Annotated in this window: 15 protein-coding genes; 8 read left to right on the top strand and 7 right to left on the bottom strand. The window is 66.9% G+C overall.

Going from position 1 to position 15216, the window contains the following annotated elements; genetic code table 11:
* Positions 1-389: 389 nt before the first annotated feature.
* Positions 390-740, bottom strand: a complete 351-nt coding sequence (locus tag CWS39_RS18445) for a hypothetical protein (protein WP_142386884.1) — start codon at positions 738-740, stop codon at positions 390-392.
* Positions 741-1001: 261 nt separating this feature from the next.
* Here CWS39_RS18445 and CWS39_RS28915 point away from each other — a divergent pair, with 261 nt between their 5' ends.
* The 3 genes from CWS39_RS28915 to CWS39_RS18430 all read left to right on the top strand — a co-directional run bounded on the left by CWS39_RS28915 (position 1002) and on the right by CWS39_RS18430 (position 3142).
* Positions 1002-1154: a hypothetical protein gene (locus CWS39_RS28915; protein ID WP_158240370.1), complete on the top strand. Its 153-nt coding sequence runs from the start codon at positions 1002-1004 to the stop codon at positions 1152-1154.
* Between the two features lie 366 nt (positions 1155-1520).
* Complete coding sequence (locus tag CWS39_RS29220) at positions 1521-2141, top strand: protein-tyrosine phosphatase family protein (protein WP_199178186.1); 621 nt, start codon at positions 1521-1523, stop codon at positions 2139-2141.
* 476 nt (positions 2142-2617) lie between these two features.
* A complete protein-coding gene (locus tag CWS39_RS18430) occupies positions 2618-3142 on the top strand; it encodes a hypothetical protein (protein ID WP_142386883.1) in 525 nt (174 codons plus the stop codon).
* A gap of 562 nt (positions 3143-3704) precedes the next feature.
* On the opposite strand, the gene CWS39_RS18425 is transcribed toward CWS39_RS18430, so the two are convergent.
* Genes CWS39_RS18425 through CWS39_RS18405 form a run of 5 tightly spaced genes read right to left on the bottom strand, consistent with a single transcriptional unit; the run spans position 3705 to position 8348 of the window.
* Positions 3705-4427, bottom strand: a complete 723-nt coding sequence (locus CWS39_RS18425; RefSeq protein WP_102144375.1) for a type I-E CRISPR-associated protein Cas6/Cse3/CasE — start codon at positions 4425-4427, stop codon at positions 3705-3707.
* Complete coding sequence (cas5, locus tag CWS39_RS18420; RefSeq protein ID WP_158240369.1) at positions 4424-5251, bottom strand: CRISPR-associated protein Cas5; 828 nt, start codon at positions 5249-5251, stop codon at positions 4424-4426. The genes CWS39_RS18425 and cas5 overlap by 4 nt, the downstream gene beginning before the upstream one ends.
* 8 nt (positions 5252-5259) lie before the next feature.
* Positions 5260-6366 carry a type I-E CRISPR-associated protein Cas7/Cse4/CasC gene (gene cas7e, locus CWS39_RS18415; RefSeq protein ID WP_102144373.1) on the bottom strand — a complete coding sequence of 369 codons (1107 nt, stop codon included), beginning with the start codon at positions 6364-6366 and terminating at the stop codon, positions 5260-5262.
* On the bottom strand, positions 6363-6944 hold the full coding sequence (locus tag CWS39_RS18410) for a type I-E CRISPR-associated protein Cse2/CasB (protein ID WP_102144372.1): 582 nt from the start codon (positions 6942-6944) through the stop codon (positions 6363-6365). Before CWS39_RS18410 ends, cas7e begins: the two co-directional genes overlap by 4 nt.
* A 9-nt stretch (positions 6945-6953) precedes the next feature.
* A complete protein-coding gene (locus CWS39_RS18405) occupies positions 6954-8348 on the bottom strand; it encodes a type I-E CRISPR-associated protein Cse1/CasA (protein ID WP_102144371.1) in 1395 nt (464 codons plus the stop codon).
* A gap of 97 nt (positions 8349-8445) precedes the next feature.
* Here CWS39_RS18405 and CWS39_RS18400 point away from each other — a divergent pair, with 97 nt between their 5' ends.
* Positions 8446-10344, top strand: a complete 1899-nt coding sequence (locus CWS39_RS18400; protein WP_102144370.1) for a DEAD/DEAH box helicase family protein — start codon at positions 8446-8448, stop codon at positions 10342-10344.
* Here the strand turns inward: CWS39_RS18400 and CWS39_RS18395 are convergent.
* Entirely contained in the window at positions 10336-11442 is a 1107-nt protein-coding gene (locus tag CWS39_RS18395; protein WP_142386882.1) for a MinD/ParA family ATP-binding protein, read from the bottom strand. The two genes, CWS39_RS18400 and CWS39_RS18395, sit on opposite strands and share 9 nt — an antisense overlap.
* A 254-nt stretch (positions 11443-11696) precedes the next feature.
* Here CWS39_RS18395 and CWS39_RS18390 point away from each other — a divergent pair, with 254 nt between their 5' ends.
* From CWS39_RS18390 to CWS39_RS18375, 4 genes are all read left to right on the top strand, one after another.
* A complete protein-coding gene (locus CWS39_RS18390; RefSeq protein ID WP_102144369.1) occupies positions 11697-12743 on the top strand; it encodes an ADP-ribosylglycohydrolase family protein in 1047 nt (348 codons plus the stop codon).
* 179 nt (positions 12744-12922) lie between these two features.
* Complete coding sequence (locus CWS39_RS18385; protein ID WP_142386881.1) at positions 12923-13957, top strand: hypothetical protein; 1035 nt, start codon at positions 12923-12925, stop codon at positions 13955-13957.
* Between the two features lie 15 nt (positions 13958-13972).
* Complete coding sequence (locus tag CWS39_RS18380) at positions 13973-14611, top strand: hypothetical protein (RefSeq protein ID WP_158240368.1); 639 nt, start codon at positions 13973-13975, stop codon at positions 14609-14611.
* 83 nt (positions 14612-14694) lie between these two features.
* The gene (locus CWS39_RS18375) at positions 14695-15180 is read left to right on the top strand and encodes a hypothetical protein (protein ID WP_102144366.1); all 486 of its coding nucleotides are present in this window, start codon (positions 14695-14697) and stop codon (positions 15178-15180) included.
* The last annotated feature ends 36 nt before the right edge of the window (positions 15181-15216 follow it).

Raw genomic sequence — 15216 nt, 5'->3', positions numbered from 1 at the left:
CCGCCCCCCTGGGCTCGGGCGCTACGCGCCCGCGATAATGTGCCTACGGTTTGACGCTTCGCGTCAAACCCGTTGTAACACTTGACTTTTCGAGGTTGTTACTTTGCCGGTTACTTCGGCCCTACTGTTTGACGCTGCGCGTCAAACCCACTGCCCTACATATGTTTTCACTCGTCTAGTATCGAATCTGGTTGATTACCAATACTATTCCAATGTGCTCGCCGCTTCGCGGCTGCGCTGGGCCGCATTGAAGTTCTTTCTTTCCAATGGGTTTCGCCGCTGCGCGGCGAACCCGACGGCGCTTCGCGCCGGAGAGGATTCACCTCTCCCCTAACCGCGACCCGGGCTCGATGGGCGTTGCCCCGCGGCCGACGCAACAGACCTCCGGTTCAGGTGAGCTGTGTTGCGGCGTACTCACGTAGACGCTGGGCCGTCGTCCGGACTGGCTCAAGCTCACACCGCTGCATCATGTCGGCGGCGTCGAGCCAGATCTTCGCCGCATCGATCCAGTCGCCGCCGAACGCTGTGACTCCCTCGGGCAGAGCCGGCGGCGCGGTGATCTCCCCGAGCATGCGCTCACGCTCACAGATCGGCCTTACGACCGATTCGAGGACCGCCACGGCCCCGACGATTCGTTGGGCGAGCCACCCGCTGGCTGGGCTTTGATAGGCATCCGCACTTTGCGGTAACGATTTCTCGATCGAGGTCAGCGCCTGGAGTAGATCGTCGCCGTCACGCATGACCCACTCCTTTTCCCCGGCTCTCGCCGACTCCGCCTGGCAACCGATTTCCATAGTCTTCACCCCTCAGCCCCCGAAGTCACGCCGGATCAGGGTTTGCCAGGGAAGCGAGCACACCACGATATTGGGCACGCTGCGGGTTCCAGGTGGTGCGAATCGTCCCACCCCCTTTTTTGTTTCCTCCACGGGGTTGTATTGCCCGATACATGTCTGTATAGTTCTATACATCAGGCACCCGCTCCCCCTTAGGAGGAACTCGAAATGATCGCACTCATCGTCGCTGTAATCGGTCTGGTCATCACCAACATCGTCTTGATCTACGACTACGTACTCGACCGCCGCGTCGAGGCCCGCCTCCGCGCACTTCTTCATCAGGTCCGTCTCCGCAACGCACAACTTCGTAACGACAACTGAGCCGCGATCTTTCGCTTCGGTATGGACAATCCACTCCCCCCAGGCCAGACACACGCGGAAGGGAATGACACCAATGACTCAGCGCGCCAAGGACATAACACAGGCACCTCTCACGCCGGCGGCAGCCCGGCAACTTCTGGCTGAAGAAGCTGTCCGGTCTCGCGCTGCACGCGCCGAGATGGACGCCGCGACGGAGTCGGCACAGGAGGCCGCCCGGCGCGCACGAGTCGAGGCTGAACTGTCGAAGGTCGAGATCGCGGCCACTCTCAGCATCCAGCGCCCCACCCTCGACCGCTGGCTCATGCAATGACTCGGGCCAAGGGGGAGGACACTTCACCCCCACCCATGCGGGAAGGACCCCACAGAATGCCTCGTCGAAACGCTCGGACTCGCGCCCAGGGCGGTATCCCGTCATGGCCGCATGAGCGGCTTCACCATGCGTGGTGGGCAATACCGGATCAACTGCTGGCCGGCGAGTACCCCGGCGCCAAGCGGCGTGCACTGACCGCGGCCAAGATCGCCGTACTCCTCGACGCCGGCATCACGTCGATTGTTGACCTCACGACGACGCGCGACCGGCTGGCGCCCTACACCGACACACTGCACGCTGTGGCCGCTGCCCTTGCCCGCACCGTGCGCTACCACGCTCATCCGATCCCCGACATGGGCGTCACCCCTCAAACCGGCTACGACGCCGTCCTCGCTCATATCCGCAGCGAGATGGACTCCGGACAGGTGGTGTATGTCCACTGTTGGGGTGGGATGGGCCGCACGACGACCGTCGTCGGTGCACTGCTCATCGACCAGGGCCTCGACTACAGCACCGCGATCGTGCGGATCGCATGGATGCGCGCAGCCACTCGCAAGGCCCACATCCGGTGCCCTAAGACCCGGGTTCAGCACGACCTTCTCCGCATCCGAAGCGGTCTGCCGCCGACCCCGCACACCGCGCGGGACGGGGTCAATCCTCCCCTCCCACTGTGGTAGTCGCGAGGCGTGAGCACCGCGCCGACCCCCCGGAGGATTATCCCCCGCGCGGGTCATTCCTCCCCCGGCTCGGATCCGAGCACCACAGACAGTTCCGCCGAACGCCGGCCGGCACGCCGTAGTTCCTCTTCGAGCACGTCAGGCGCTGAGCGCCGTCCAAGGCCGAGCCGGAGCCCGCCGCACTCGAGCGGCTCTTTGCGTGGGTGGTCGAGCCACGCAAAGCGCCGGGGGAGAATCCACCCCTTCCTTGACTGCGGCTGGCACACGACATCTACCCGCCACCCCGGGTGTGACCGGGCGACCACGAAACCGGGCATATACCTACCGGCGAAAGTGGAGTCATTCATCTGCGCCGAGTGAAAGGATCTCGCTTAATGAACACAAACCGGCCCGACAACAAGGTCCCCCCGCCGACGCCGTGGCCGCCGTTCCCGTCTGAAGTCGAGAAACGCTCAACCGTTCACAGCTTGGCGTACATGGTGGAGAACGTGCGCACCGACCTCTGGCCCGACGTCGTCCCGGCGAACACGGCTGAACCCCTCAACCGTGCGTGCACCCACACCCTGAGAGTGCTCGACCAGCTTGCCAAGAAACCGCTAGACGAATGGACGCACACCGATCTCTGGCGCCTTCGACGCGCCAAACGATCAACGCGTCTGCTCGATGAAGTTGCACAGCTCACAGACCAACAGAAGGCGAGAACAGATCCCGCAACGATCAGCCGCCACCTCTCCGACTTGGAGTACCTGACCTACGACGATGAGCCCGCGCCTCAATCCACGAGCGAGGACAGCAAGCACCGCGAGGACACGCCCCCGGCCCGCCAGCCTTGGTATCGCCGACTGGGGTTTGGCCGTCCTCGCCCATCACTTCCTCCGGCGCCGGCGCCGTACTTGGGCGGCCCAATACTGCAACCGGAATTCGGCCTGTGCTTTGCCCCGACCAGTCGCGGCGATTTCTGTCGCAACCCCGCCGGATCCTGCCCGCACCACCGCCGATAGAACGGCGATTCGCGGGCGTCCACCCAACCCTGGAGGGCCGGGAGGATTCACCCCTGGGGGTTCGAATGTCCGGCGGATTGTCCCGCGCGGTCGCGCGGGTGGGTGTGGCGTCAAGGACTGCGTGGGTGATCTGGTTGGAGCTATCCTCGCGGCGAGCGAGGAGTGGGTATGTCCGGCCAGGCTGGCGATGACAAGAATCTCTGAGCTATCCCCGCGCTACCGCGGGGTGAAGGTATCAAATTTTGCCGAAAAGCCTTGGGCCAATGACGAGTTATCCCCGAGCGGTTTGTGTTCGCCGGGGCGGCTGTTGTCGCAGAATGCCTTGATCGACAGCAAACGGAGCCATCCCTCGGGCTGCTGTCTGATTAGAGGGCGTGAGAGGTTGTGCGGTTGTGTAATCGCCCAGACCGCGGGGCGTTTCCGGGTTTGGTGAGCTGGTCGGCCGGGGCGTCGCAGCATCCGGCTGACGTTGTGTTTCTTACTGGTACCAACACATTTGGTTGGTGGTTCTGTTATTAGCTTGTCGAGGATCAGGTGCGCGCGTTGCGCTCCGGGGTAGAGCTTACTTCTTGGTGGTCGTCAGGAGCATTCCAGCGCCGTAGGGCAGTCCGCGGCCAATGCCGCGAGTCACCCGGTGCCGGTACGCGTGGGGGTCTGTGATGGTTGCGGTCCCGGTGAATCGCAGTGTGGGTAGGCGGAACTGGGGTTTGTTGGGGTCGCTGTGGTGCTTGCTGGGGAACTCGAGGGTGATGGGTTGGTCGATGGCCGGCTCCCCGTGGAGCTGCAGGCCGGCGTTGGCGGCTTGCTTGTGCCACCACTCGGACTGCTTGTCGATCGTGGTGAGGGTGCGCAGTTTGCCGTTGACCCGCACGTGCGGAGTGGCGCGGATCTGGTAGGCGATCTGGCCATCGCCGGGGATCTTCCAGTGTTTGGTTGCCGGTGGGTAGTCGGGATGGATTGCGTCGCGCCACCAGTCGCATTCGGTGTTGGAAAAGCATGGCGGTGCGTCGGATTGCAGTCGGATCAGTAGAGTTCCGTCGGGCCGCCCGTGCGTGGCGTAGAGAATGTTGAGGGCGCGCCGGTGATCGGAATGTCCGCCGCGGATGCCGGTGAAGAAGTCGTATTGCGGGAGTAGGTGGGCGAACCCGCTCATGGTGAGCTTGTGAGCCTGGTGGGCATCGGTGAGGATGGCCCGGGTGGCCGCGTGCTCGACATCGAGGGTGATGATGGTGGTGAGCACCGAAAGCGACTCGGCGGCACTGGATTGCATGGTCGCAGCGGTCATGGTGTCTCCGGGTTCAAAGCGGAATCGGGCGTATAGAAGTCGCGGCCGTCAGCAGCGGCCGCGGTGTGAGTGCGGTATTCAAGGCGCGCTCCACGGCGAGCTGGCCCGGCATAGCTAATCGGCTGGTCGTGCATCACGGCGGCGCGGATTCCGTTATCCCCGTTCGTATTCAGCGGCTCGACCCACATGTCGAGTGGCCCGTTGGTGCTGCGGGACGCGCGACGGGCGGCCCGCAGCACCTCGACGGTGTCGTCGTCGTCGATGTGGGCTTCCAGGAGAGGTTCGCTCGGCAGATAGGCGCGCCGGCCCAGGTATGGGGTTCGGGCGGGGGCGGCGAGCGCGACAGCGATCGCGCCGGTCGTGGCGACGTCGCCGGTCAGGGCGGCAAGAAAGCTTGCGTCGGCCAAGTACCAGTCCTGGGTCACTACGGTCAGGCCGGGTTTCGCAGTGACTTTCCCTGTGGCGTCGCGGGTGATGGTGGCTGGAGCCACGTAGGGCGCGTCGAACGGTTCACCGGCGACGTAGGGCTTTGTGCGCGCGAGAACGGGGTGGCCGTTGTAGATGGCGCCGGGCAGCCACGGGAACTGGCCGGATCCTGTGGTGTGATAGTCGGTTTCAAGGCGGCCTGGCCGGTCAGCGCGCACCGCGAACCGCAAGCATGACAGGTCGTCGATGGCATCGCTGTAGTCGCGGCCCAGTACGTTGGCGACCAGGCCGATGACGCCAGACTTGGTGGGGTGCAGTTGAGTTTGGCGGTGCGCGCTGTTGGGTCCACGACCCGACAGCCCCCACGACTGCATGGGCGCTTCGAGGCGGATCAACACGGTGGGCATTATCGGGCGGCGATCGCGTCGAGGAATGCGGCGATGCTGGTGGTGGGCGCCTTGCCCTCCAGAACGGCGTCCACGGCGGGGTCGGCGCTCAGGTAGACGTCGTGGCCGTCACCGATGACCGCTTTGGCCCGGTCGAGGGTAGCGACCAGTCTGGTTGTGGCGGTGGCCATGACGTCGGGTTGTGCCACGGGTGTGGCGAACGCGTTGGCCGCCGACAGCGGCTGCGGGCCCGCAACAGCGATGACGACCGACGGTAGGGTCGCGGCAACACTGGAGCGTTGCTTGGCCGACGGCACTGCGCGGATGAACCATTCGATGAAGCTGCGTTCGGCCGCGATCGCGAGCTCGTCGGTGTCGGCGCCGCCGGCGGCCTGGAGGTTGGTGCGCAGCAGGCGGCGGTCGAGGCTGGCGGTGCGATACAGGATCGGCGCCGACACCATCGATTCGCCCAGATTGGCCGATACCGGTTCGCCGGCGACGGCGGCGTCGTCGACGGCCGTCCACCAGTCCGGTTCGATCGCTGCGGCATCGACGGAAAACGAATGCGAGACACCGACCGCGCCGTCGATGCGGCCGCCTGGGATCTCAGCGAGCATCCGCCCGAACAGGGCGACATCGAGGGCCCGGCCGGGGTCGAGTGCGGTGCGCGCGGCGGTGAGGGTGTCGGCGGGCACCTCGTCACCGATCTGTTCCCACGCCTTGTCGATCACCGCGGCCAAGGTGCTGGGCAGCGCTTCTCGGCCGAACACCAGCACCGCGGTGTCTCCTTTGTTGGTGGCCTTGAGGTTGAGTTTGCGAAACACCGCCGCGGTCTTGGCTGCTGCGACGTCTGCTGGACGGCCGAACTCCTCGACGAGCACAGCAGCTGTCAACGCGGGGAATCGACTTGTCCGCAGGCCGTATTCGTGGCCGGCGAGTCGGTGTGCTCGCATGCTCTGGCGGATCGCTCGTTTGGCGGACTGAGCTGATACCCGGACCCGGAGGGTGTCACCGATGACGATCTGCTTGGCCGTGTTGGAGTCGTCGCGGTTGAGCAGCGAGGGAGGGAATGCTTGCAGCGCGTGGAGGGTGACGAACGGCGCGACGGTGGTGGCGGCTGTGGTCATTGTGGTGGTTCACTCTCCAAGGCGGGTTGGACTGCCCCAGCAGATTTCGGCGCTTCGCCGGCCGGGGGCGGGAAACTGTAGAAGTCGCGCGCCCAGGTGAACCGGACGGCGGCACGGCGGGCGGGATCGGCCCAATCGGTGAGTTCTGCGATGACGGTGGCCCAATGAGGCGGCCGGGCGGTCCGGGTGCGTGCCAGGGCGGTCAGAGCGGTGTCCAGCCGCTGGGAACTGGCCGCGGTGGTGATGCGCTCGATGCTTCGTTCGCCGGCGGGGTCGCCGACACCGAGCTGATGTGCCCAGCGGCCGATGCCGGCGCCGGGATAGCCGAAGGCCACATCGATGCGGCCGCCGTGCCAGATGGCGAACAGCTTCGCCACCTGCGCCCACACCGGGTATTCGCCGGCGCCAGCCGGCTCGGAGTCCAGGCATGTCAGGGCGGCGATGCGGTGGTCGACGCGGCCAGGTGCCCATCGTCGCGCGGCGGCCAGATACGGCGATCGACGTCGGTGAGCGGCAGCCAGCCGCCGCACGAAACGGTCGACGCGCTCGTCAACGGCGACTTGTGGTGGCGCGGCCATGGATGATCGCTATCCCTTCCTACGTGCGGCGAAAGCCGCCCTGGTCTGGGTGGTCTCGCTGCGGGCGGCTGTGCGCCCGGCTACCAGGGGCCGCACCCGCGCAACCGCACGGTAGGCCAGGTCGGCGCAGTCGGTGACCGCGGCGGTCAGCGACTCGAGTGCGGCGTCGAGCTCGATCACTCCGGCAGCGAGGTCCTCGGCCAGCGGGGCGGCGAGGGCACCAAGAGCGGTGGCGGGCGGGATTGCCTCGACGTAGCCGCCCGCACCGCTGACAGCCTCGGCCATCGATCTCGCCGTCCACCCGATCCGGCTGTATCCCTCGACGAGTGCAGCCAGGAACGCGGCCAGCGCTGTCCGGTCACGGGGCGCGGGAAACGCTCCCGATAGCGGTCCGGCGATCCCGGACTGGTAGGAGGCCAACCCTCCCAGACGCCAGGACCCCTGGAGTTCGGCGGCGTGGTGTTGCCACGGCGACGCCGGGTTGTCGGGGTCGGCGCACATGGTGGCCAGTTGACGCCAGATCGGCCGATTCGGGTGCACGGTTTGGGGCGTGTAGGGGTCGGTTGGCTTCTTGCGCGCATAGATCGTGTAGGGCACGAGGTCGGCTTGCCGCTGGGGCGTGTAGTCGGCATCAGCTGCCGGCTCTGGCCAGCGCAGGCCGTCGCAGATCATGATCTCGCCGACGGAGTCGTCGCTGATGCCGGTGAGAAGCATCGATCGTGATGGCCAGGTGAGCCCATCGAGCACGCCGGTGGGCTGACCGTACTGGGCTGGCTGGGCACCGCTCGGCCAGCTGAACCAAAAGGTGCCGGCGGGTCGATCGGCACTGAGCTGCGCGGTGGACGCCAATGAGCCAGCCAGCGTTCCGGTGTCTAGCCACAGCAGCGGCCGGTTGGTCGCTACCGAGGCCTTGGCCGACATGGGCGCCTTGCCGTAGGCGGCGGCGGTGAACGCTTGAACGCCGCCGACCGAGAACTGCTGGCGCACCACCAGCAGCCGTGCCGCTTGCGCATGGCTGTGCCGGACGTCGGACGCGGTGTGCCACAGGTTCACTGCCGCTGAGCTGCGGCCGGTATGGCGATAGGAAGCGCCGATGATGGGGCGCACCGCCCCCGGCAGCGCGAGAAAGCGCGCCATGTCGGGGTTCTGCCAGAACGGTTGTTCGGGATCGAACAGGTCGAAACGCTGCCGGTGCGTGTGCAGCCACGCGCCTGGGTGTGCACCCGCGCGGTCGGCGGCGATCTGCACGGCCAGCAGCAGTCGGGTGATCGCGGTGTTTTCCAGGTCAGAACCGCTGGCCACGGCCACCACGTCGGGGGCAAACACATCGGCAAGGCTGCGAGTGGCCACCCCGGCAGTGGTCAGCACAGGAATCCACGGCTGCGTGACCAGGCAAAACGACACTTTGCAGAGCCTCTCGACGTATGTTGTCGATCAAGTGTGTGACGGATGCTACAGCACATCACGCCCACTACACTGACCACGCCCACGCACTCACACGATGAGGCCGCCAACGATGCATCAGCTGCGCGACTATCAGCTCGCGGGACGCGACGAGCTGGCCGGCCTCTTCGCCGACGGGCACCGCCGCGCCACTCTCGTGCTGCCCTGCGGCACCGGCAAAACCGTCGTGGCCTCGCACCTGATTTCCACCGCCGGCCGGGCCCGCACCGTGGTGTTCGTGCCCACCCTGGCGCTGCTGCACCAAACGTGGGTGGCGCTGCAACGCGATTACCCCGCGGCGGCCATGCTCGGCGTCTGCAGCCCTTCGACACCCGGCCGTCGCGCCGTCGACGACCCTGAAGGGCTTACCGCCGCCCGCACCGCGGCGCTGCTGCACGCGCAGCTGTCCACCGATCCCGACACCGTTGCCGAACAGCTGACCTCGGCGCCTGGCGCGTTGTTGATCGTGGCCACCTACGCGTCGAGCCCGGTCCTCGCCCAGGCCGCCGCTTCCTCTCACACCACCTTCGACCTCGTGGTCTGCGATGAAGCCCGCCGCACCGCGGGAGCCGCCGACAAGGCGTGGGCCACCCCTGTTCACGCTGTACCGGCACACCGGCGGTTGTTCATGACCGCAACCCCGCGCACCATCACCGTCACCGACACCACCGACCCCGACCTCGACGACGTCGAGATTGTGTCGATGAGCTCCCTGGCCGACTACGGCCCGCACGTCGCGCCGATCCGATTCCGCGACGCCATCACCGCGGGCTATCTCTCCGACTCTGAGATCGCCGTGATCGGCGTCGGCGCACGCAGCGCGTGGAACCGTCTGGTCACCAGTGCCACCGAGACCGGCCACCGCGCCTCCCACGCCGGCAGCCACCTTGCTCTGCTCAACGCCGCCGACACCCACGACTTGCGCTCAGTGCTCGTGTTTCACAACAGAATTCATGACAGCCGCCGCTGGACCGAGCAGCTGCAGAAAACGGCTGAGGCCATTGGTGTCGCGGTGTTCGCTGCCCATATCGACGGCGCCACCGCCGACGACGAACGCGCCACGGTCCTGGCACATCTCACTCACCCTGGCGATCACCTCGCCGTGGTATCCAATTGCCGAGTCTTCGCCGAGGGCATCGACGTTCCCGCCCTGGACGCGGTCATGTTCGCCGCGCCACGCACCGCCGGCCCCGACATCGTCCAGATCGTCGGGCGCGCCATCCGACCCCATCCCCACCGCCGCCACCGCAAGGCCCTGATCATCCTGCCGGTGCTCGACTACCCCGACGACAACGCCGACCTCGACACCAAAGCAGCCCGGACCAGCTACCTGGCGGCATGGCAAGTGTTGACCTCGCTGGCCGAGGAAGACGAACTGCTCCACGACTCACTCGCCCGCTGGCGCGACCACATCGAAAACGGCGCTCCCCCACCGGAACCCGGCACCACACCACTCCGTGTTGACACCACCGCACTCTCGGACGCCGCAACGAGTTTCGTTCTGAAAACGATCGCGCGGGCCTCAAGTCCACACTTGATCACCGCAACCCGGTTGCGGGCCTTCCACGCCCGATACGGCCACACCCGGCCGGCTCCCGGCACACTGACTGACGACGGCTTCCCGCTCGCCGACCGCTTGAGGGCCGCTCGCGCCGCATACCGCACCGGCCGGATGCATCCACGTGTAGTCGCCCAGTTCGACACCATCCCCGGATTCAGTTGGAGCGTGCGTACATCCGGCAAGAAACGCACCCCGCACGAGTGGATCACGCTGGTGCAGCACTACATCGACACCACGGGGGTGCACACCATCACCCGCGATGCCTGGGTGACCGATCCGGCGACCGGAGCACGCGCCGACATCGGCCGGTGGGTTCACCAAGACGCACGCCGACCCCGGTACCTGACGGGCAGTGAGCGTGATCAGCTCACCGCCACCGGTTTGCGCCTACCCTGACGATCGCCAAAACCAACGCGGTGGCTGTGCCCGCGTCGGCGCGGTGTCGGCGAAATGCTGCGCGATCACCGCAGCGATCTCGATGAACCGCTGGCGGGTGGCTGGGGCCATAGCCTCCGCCACATCGATCACACCGCCGGCGCGCAGGTGCGGGTCGAACGGGACCTCGACCGCCGGCAGTCCCCAGCCGAGGAGCTCTCGCAGCCACATCTCGCGGGTGTCCTTGTCGGCGTGACCGTCAGAGTGGTTGAGGGCGATGACGGTGCGCTGGAGCAGTCCTTCCATGCTGTGGCCAGCCAGCCACTGCAGTTTTTCCAACGCTGTCGACACCCCGTCCACCCGGGGCGAGGCCACCACGATCAGCGCATCGAAATCACGCATCGCTTCGCGGGTGACCGCGGAATCGAGGGTGGATCCGCAGTCGACGATCGAGATCGTGAAGTGGCGGTCCAACTGCGCGGCGGCTCGGCGGTAGGTCACGGAGTTCAACGCCCACCGCGGCGGTCCGCTCTGACCGGCCACCACGAACAGGCCGGCCGCGTTGCTGCCCAGATGGTTGCGAAGCTCGGCGAAGGTCTCCAGCGGCCGGCCGGCCGACAGGACGCGGAATGCGCTGGGGGCGGCCGGGTCGATGCGCGATCCCAGTTTGCCGAACGCCGGATCAGCATCGACGGCCACCACGCGATCCGAACGGCGCATTTCGGCGAAAATGGACCCGACGCCCACGGCGACGCGGGTCTTGCCCACTCCGCCTTTGCCGACAGTGCCGATCTTGAAGTGCCCGCGAAGCGGTGAGCGGATCGTCTCTGCCAATTCGCGGCGACGCAGCTCCTCAGATGACGGGCCCAACGTGACCACCCCGAACGTGCCGTTGTGGATCCAGCGGCGCCATCCTCGCGGCGGGGCGACCGGCTGAGGGGCCAGATCAGCCGCGATTGCATCGACGAGGCCCCATGTCGGCGCCGGCCGGCCGCGCACCGGCCTTGGGCCTGCCGGCGGCGCCTGCGACCAACGCGGCACCGCGGGGGCCCCTGTGCTGAGGTCGCGTGGGGGCGGTGACTGGTTGTCCCAGTCGGGAAATCCGTCGCCGACGCTCACCGGGCTACCTCCACGTTTCTGTGTGCTTGGCCGCGTAGCGGGCCTCTGGTTGTTCTGGAGCTTTCCTGACGATGGGCTGAGGGATCAACCCCGCCCGCAGATAAGTGTCCATAACCACGCCGACAACGGAGAGGTGTCCTCCCTGGTCACTGCGGGGTGAGCGGAAGGACACTTGCACGGTCAGCTCGTTATGGTACTGTAACGCTATACACCGCTTCGGGTGTATCTCAGGATCGCAGAGGGGACCGTCTCACATGCTCACTGACACCAACGACCTTCCCGCCACCTCAGTGGATTTCGCGACCAAGTGGGCCGACGTGCTCCGCGGATGCGCCTACGGCGACGCATGGGCTAACACCAACGAATTCAAGCCCTACAGCATGCTGACCATCGACAGCGCCTACGGCCCCGATCTGCCCAAGAAGCTGATCATCACCGATGACACCCAGATGACCCTGGCTCTGGCGCGTGCGATCGACACCGCCGGCACCGAGCATCCAGATGTGCTGCGCGAACATATCATTGAAGAATTCGTCACCTGGCGAAGCGACCCTGACAACAACCGCGCACCCGGCAACACGTGCCTGAGCGCGACAGCCGCCCTCGCACGCGGGATCGATTGGACGGGCGCAACCGTCGTCCGCTCCGATGGCTGCGGCACCGTGATGCGCACCAGCCCAGCCGCATTCTTGCCCGATCACCTGTGGCGGCCCGTCGCAGCCTGGCAAGCCGCCGCCACCCACGGCAAGGCCACCGGCATCGCCGCGGCCCTAGTGACCGCCGCAGTGATCCGCCATGCCGCCCAAGGCATCATCCAACCCGGCCAAGCACTCGGCTACGCCGTCGACCTCTGCGCACAGCCGCAGCTGCGTCACGGCGTCGCCCCATGGCTGGCCGGACACCCCCGCGCCCGCACCGCCGGCGCCGCCGACGCCTTCCTCAAGGACGGACTAGACGAGGTGGCGAGCGTGTTGCGCCGCGCTCACGAGGCCGTGACGGCGTTCCAGTGGGAGCCGTGGGCCGAGGACCCGTGCAGCTACGGAGGCGCTGGCTGGCGCGCTCAGGAGGCTCTGGCAACAGCACTGCTGTGCGTCGACTCCATCCCCGAAGACCCCGTGTTCGCGCTGCGCCGCGCCACGGTCACCGGAGGCGACTCCGACTCCATTGCCGCGGTGGCCGGAGCGGTCCTGGGCGCACTGCACGACGACCCATGGCCCAGCCAGTGGGCCCAACGGCTGGAGCCGCGCTACCGCGACTGGATCGCCGCCGCCGAGAACTACCGCTTGTCCCCGGCCGCCTGACGACCGTTGGGGCCGAAGAAAGGACGATGCGCTGTGGCCATCACCGAAACTGCCCGCCAAGCCCAACGCAAAGCGCAGCACTGGGACCGCGTCGGATACGGAGACGCCAGTTACGGCCTTGAGCGTAGGTTTCGTGTCAGCGGTCTGGTTTGTCGGTGTCCTCGCGCACAATGGCGGCCATGGGTAGCCCGTTGCGTCGCATTGGTGATCCGGTGGTGGCTGCGGCGCCGGCGGGTGTGCGGGTGCGCACCCGACTGCATTTGACCGCCGATGAGGTCGCGGCGCTGGACGAGATCGGCGCATTCCTGGGTTTGGTGTATCGGCGCGAGCTCGCGGGTCGGATCAGGTTGGGCGGCTTGGACCGTAAGGCGCACGCAGTGTGGCGTGCTGAGCGTAAGCGGGCGGTGACGGTGGTGGCGTCGTCGCGGTGGGCCGGAGCGATCACCCGCGCGGTCGAAGACCAGTACCAGCTCGGGATGCGTGCCCTGGCGGCTCACGTCGCGGAGCTGCGGTCGGCGGTTACGTCGCTAGAGCAGCGGTGTGCGCTGCGCCCCGGCGAAGTTTCGGTTCCCTGTCCTGATGATGTGGCGGGTGGGCCTCGGAAATCCTCACGCCGCCCGGTCTCGGGTTATGCGACTGCGGCGCAGCGGTTCTCCAAGACCCGGCGCCTGGCCGCGCTGCGGGAGCGACTGGCGAACACGCAGGCAGCGCTCGAAGCGGGCCGGCCGTCGATCACCGTGGGTGGTAACAGGTTGTGGAGGACCCGGCAGAACCTCGCGGCGGGCGAGATGAGCGAGCAGCAGTGGCGGGACGGCTGGGACGCATCGCGCACGTTCCTCACTGCCGACGGTGAGACGGGAAAGGCCGGCGGCAACGAGACCATCCGGGGCGAGGAATCCGGGCATCTCCGAATCAAAGTCCCTGCCGCCCTGGCTGATCGGTTCGGTACGCACCTGCTCGTCGCCGCACCGGTGGTGTTCAACCATCGGGGTGGCGAGTGGGCCGATCGGGTGGCCGGCCGGCGGGCGGTGCGCTACGACATCACTTTCGATCCGGGCCGGGGCCGTTGGTATCTGGACGCCTCCTGGACAATCACGCCTGAACCGGTCCCCGCGCTCGACGATCTGCGTGGCGGTCGGATACTGGGCGTGGACCTCAACGCCGATCATCTCGCCGCCTGCGTGCTCGATGCCTCGGGTAATCCGATCGGTTAGCCCGTCACGATCGACGTGGCCACCGCGGGACTTAGGGCCTCGCGCCGTGATGGGCGGGTTCGCGCCGCGATCACCGAATTGCTCAACCTGGCCGAGAATCGTCGGTGTGCGGCGATCGTGGTGGAGAACCTCAACTTCACCGACGCGCGCAGTGCCGGACGTGAAACCCTCGGCCGCGGCAAGCGCGGCAAACGGCTACGCGCCACGGTCGCCGGTATCCCCACCGCCAAATTCCGGTCCCGACTGACCTCGATGGCTGCCCGCCGCGGCATCGCGGTGATCGGCGTGGACCCGGCCTACACCAGCCGCTGGGGCCGCCAGCATTGGCAGAAACCCTTGCAGCAACAGACTTCCGATCCGGCCGTCGTGACCGTGCATCACGGTGCGGCGGTCGCGATCGGCAGACGTGGACTCGGCCAGCCGATCAGGCGGCGGCCGGCAGGACCCCGCACCCAACAGCGGATGGGTGCGGGCACTCCACCGGCCAGACCTGATCAGCTACCGAGCACCACACGACGGTGCCGTAGTTCTGGCTCACCGCTACGCCCACCACGACGACAAGGCGTACCGGTCCACCAGACAACACCCACCGCCAGCGGCCAACACCGTTCGGGCCGCCACACCGAGCAAAACTCAGTTTCGCTCAGTATCTAGGAACGGTGCGCCGCCGAGTCCACCAAGCTCGGTCTTCTGCCCGCATCAGCTTCCGAGTAGCAGCACCCCGCCAACCTCATTCAGTGGTGGTTCACCGCGTCTCCCCGGACAATGCGAAGATGCGCGCGACGATGGTTTCGTTGATCTGTGCGGCCGTCACCGCCAGCGGATGTGCGGCTGCGGAACGACCCGAGCCCACCTCCGCCGAAATCGTCGCCGCGGCACGGGAATTCGGTGGAATCGTGCTACCCGCCGATGCCGAACTGCTCAAGGGACGCATCGAGCAAGGCGGGCCTGACACCGCCGTGCGGCTCGCGATCAAGACCACGCCCGCCGGCGCCGAGCAGCTCGTGACAGCTTCGGGCCTCGAGCTGAACCGCGACCAGGCCAGCGATCACTACCTTGATGCCGACTCCCTGGCGGGTCCGCCAATAGTGGACGGGCCCTGGGTGCAGGCGTGGCAGGGGCCCTACCGCCGCACTGACGGCTCTAAGATCTACCGCAACATCGCGATCGACAGTAAGCACTCGCCGGCGATCTACGTGCATCTGACCCTCTTCGAGATCTGACCATCCGACCACGATGGCTGCGCCCGCCGCGTCGCG

This window comes from Mycobacterium hubeiense, from assembly GCF_002838065.1.
In the GTDB taxonomy this organism is placed as follows: Bacteria; Actinomycetota; Actinomycetes; order Mycobacteriales; family Mycobacteriaceae; genus Mycobacterium; species Mycobacterium hubeiense.
This window is presented reverse-complemented; position numbering and strand designations above follow the sequence as displayed.